Consider the following 3,364-nt stretch of genomic DNA (forward strand, 5'->3'; position numbering starts at 1 on the left):
CCTGGATTGTTATCAATAACACTCTTATACCAATCACTTCGATAGAGAACTGCCGCAGCTAAGTGCTCCTTTAAGATAGCATCTGTGCTATCACTTCTATACCCTCTCTTAAATAAACCTTCACCAGAGAAATCAGAGTAAATAATAACCTTTTCTCCTTTAATATGGAGATGGAATGTTAAATCAGGATTATCTGTATCAACATTAGGTCGTTGATCATCAAAGTGTTCTCTAATTCTATCAACAATAGCATCTTTAACTCTTAATGAAGCAAAGTGAGAGTTTTTAATCCAATTACAAGCCTGTACAGTTTGTGTAAGCTGGAAGGTCTTACTTGGATCAATATACTCTTCCCAAGGTATTGTCTTGCACTTTTCGTAAAGTTCATCTGGGGAGGTAACTTTTTCATCAAAATAAAGAGCTTGTAGTACTCTTGAAGCTATTCTTGTTGTCAAACAAAAACGATATCCGACCTCTAAAGAGCCTGAAAATTGTACACCTGATGAAGTAGCTTTTACTCTATCAGCACCAGCTCTTTCAGCTTCTTTGGCAATTAAATCTGCCTGGTTTTGGCTACTTTGTGCAAAGTAAATCATTTCTTCTCCTTCTCAAAAAGCGCTTCCACTTCGCTTTTTGTAAAACTGTAAATACTGCCACAGTTAAAGCACTCGAGTTCTAGAGGGAAGGTACCTGCTAGAATCTCCTCTTTTTCCTTTTGTGGTAGTCTTGATAAGTATCCCTCAAAATGACCTCTTGAGCAAGGGCAAGAAAAGCCAATATGACTAGTCTCAAGTAACCTTGGTTCAAATTGAGCAAATTGAGTTGTTACATATGTAGAAATTTCATTTTTCTCACTAATAAATCTTCCTAGACTTGGTAAAGTCTTACAACGTTCTTGAAGCTTTTCCAATACTTCATCACTACAGCCTGGAAGTGCCTGAATGAATAAACCACCAGCCCCCATAATTCTTCCGTTATTATCGTAGTCGAGAGAAATATAAAATAGGGTAGGAGTTTGTTCACTTTCATTAAAGAATACTGCTAAATCCTTAGCAAGGTTTCCATATTGCATCATGCAGGTTCCACTAACAGGTTCTTTAGAGCCTTCAAGAATTCTTGAAATTGTAATAAATCCTGGACCATATAGTAGTGAGGTATCTAAAGATGTAAGTGGTTTATCAAGCTTTATTGGGTTTTCAAGCATGTAACCTCTAACAGCACCACAAGCCCAAGATTCAATGCTAATACCCTTAATAGGACCTCCACATTCAATTTGGAGCTGTATTCTATCATTACCCTTAACCATTGAAGTAAGGAGTAAACCTGCAATATATGCTTGACCTAAAACATAACTTTCAAGAAGTCCTGTTTTATGGTTAGCCCTCATTTGGTTAATTGTTTCAGTTGCACTAATTGCAGTAACTCTAACTTGCCCCTTAGAGAGCAAAAATACATCCCTTCCATCTTCTGGTAGGGATGCAATATGTTCTAATAATTCTTTATCAGTTATCTTTGTTTTAATCATATGAGCTTATTATTCTATAATCACATACTCTTTTGCAAGGCTTTCAAACTCAGACTGCTCAATAACTTCATCTGCAAGTAGCTTTTTAGCAATTTCATCAAGAGCCTTCCAATTCTTCTTAAGGTTATTAAGTACATATTGATAACGCTGGTTAATGATCTTTTCACTTTCCTCGTCTATGTATTTTTGAGTATCTTCAGAGTATTCTCTGCTTCCACCAACACCTTCAATTCCACTTTGACCTTTAGGGAGTGTTAAATTCTTAAAGCGCTCAGACATACCATATTCACAAATCATCTTTCTTACTTGGTCAGATGCTCTAGAAATATCGTTGCTTGCACCAGTAGAAATATCTCCAAAAGTTACTTCTTCTGCAGCTCTTCCTCCTAAGAGTACATCTATTGATCCTAAAAGTTCGTTTTCACTAAGTAAGAAGCGATCTTCTGTTGGATATTGGAGGGTATATCCTAAAGCACCAAAACCACGAGGAACAATAGAAATCTTACTAACAGGAGATGCGCCTTTAGTCATATATGCAGTTAATGCATGACCTGTTTCATGATAAGCAACACGCTTTCTCTCGCTATCATTCATTATTCTGCCTTTTCTCTCTAAGCCTGCAATAGACTTCTCAATTGCTTCTTCAAATTCAAGCTGTGAAATCTTTTCTTTATTTCTTCTAACAGCAATTAATGCAGCTTCATTACAAATATTAGCAAGATCAGCACCTGCTAAGCCTGCACAGCCTTGTGCAATCTTTCTTAAATCAACATCGCTATCGAGAATAAGCTTTTCGCTATGAATTTTTAAAATAGCAAGACGACCTTCCAAGTCTGGCTTATCAACTAATACTTGTCTATCAAATCTACCTGGTCTAAGTAGAGCTGGATCAAGAATTTCTGCTCTGTTTGTGGCTGCTAAGATAATTACACCACTGCGAGAATCAAAACCATCCATCTCAACAAGGAGCTGGTTGAGAGTTTGCTCTCTTTCATCGTTGCCACCTAGACTTGCAGATCTTTGCTTACCAATTGCATCGATTTCATCAATAAAGATGATACAAGGAGCTTTTTCTCTAGCTTGTTTAAATAAATCTCTTACACGAGCAGCACCTACACCAACGAACATCTCAACAAAGTCAGCACCACTCATTCTAAAGAATGGAACACCTGCTTCGCCTGCTACAGCCTTTGCTAATAGAGTTTTACCTGTTCCTGGAGGTCCTACTAAAAGTACACCTTTAGGGATTTTGGCACCAATTTTTGTATATTTCTCACCATTCTTTAAAAAGTCTACGACTTCAACTAATTCTGCTTTACTTTCTTCACATCCAGCAACATCTCTAAATCTTACACCGGTATCCCCTTCTGCTACAATTTTGCTCTTATTTTGGTTAAATGACATAACCCCTTGAGCTCCACCGTCTAAGCGTTTAGAAAGCATCCTCATTAATATGAAGAAAATAATTAATGGTAAGAATGTTGATAGCAAGCTTAACCAAATAGGGGTAGTTGCAGGAGCTGAAGCGTAGTATTGTACTCCTTTTTCATCTAGAAGAGGCACAAAAGTTGGGTCTTCAATTTTATATGTTTGATAAGCGAGTAGCATTGAAGTATCGATAGAATTTGGAAGTTGTCTAGTTTTTGCAAACTCTTCCAGTGTTGCTCGAGCTTCTTCCTTAGATATCGAATAACCAATGTATGTATTTTCATTGAATACTACTTGTTGAATTTTTCCTTCACTAACCATAGATTTAAAAGTTGAATACTCAATTTCTATAGGCTCCATATGACTTTTAAAGAGCATATTATTCATCAAAATGATTATTGCAATCATTAT

Annotated in this window: 3 protein-coding genes; all 3 read right to left on the reverse strand. The window is 36.6% G+C overall.

Features of this window, described 5'->3' with window-relative positions; translation table 11 throughout:
- A partial coding sequence (locus tag SOY52_RS09005) for a THUMP domain-containing class I SAM-dependent RNA methyltransferase (protein ID WP_320848624.1) occupies positions 1 to 596 on the reverse strand: 596 nt, incomplete at its 3' end.
- Positions 593 to 1,525: an Hsp33 family molecular chaperone HslO gene (locus SOY52_RS09010; RefSeq protein WP_320848625.1), complete on the reverse strand. Its 933-nt coding sequence runs from the start codon at positions 1,523 to 1,525 to the stop codon at positions 593 to 595. The genes SOY52_RS09005 and SOY52_RS09010, both read right to left, overlap by 4 nt.
- Positions 1,526 to 1,534: 9 nt before the next feature.
- Positions 1,535 to 3,364: ATP-dependent zinc metalloprotease FtsH (gene ftsH / locus SOY52_RS09015; protein WP_320848626.1), on the reverse strand; the 1,830-nt coding region annotated here is incomplete at its 5' end.

The sequence above is a fragment of the Bullifex sp. genome (assembly GCF_034103065.1).
Classification (GTDB): Bacteria; Spirochaetota; Spirochaetia; order Sphaerochaetales; family Sphaerochaetaceae; genus Bullifex.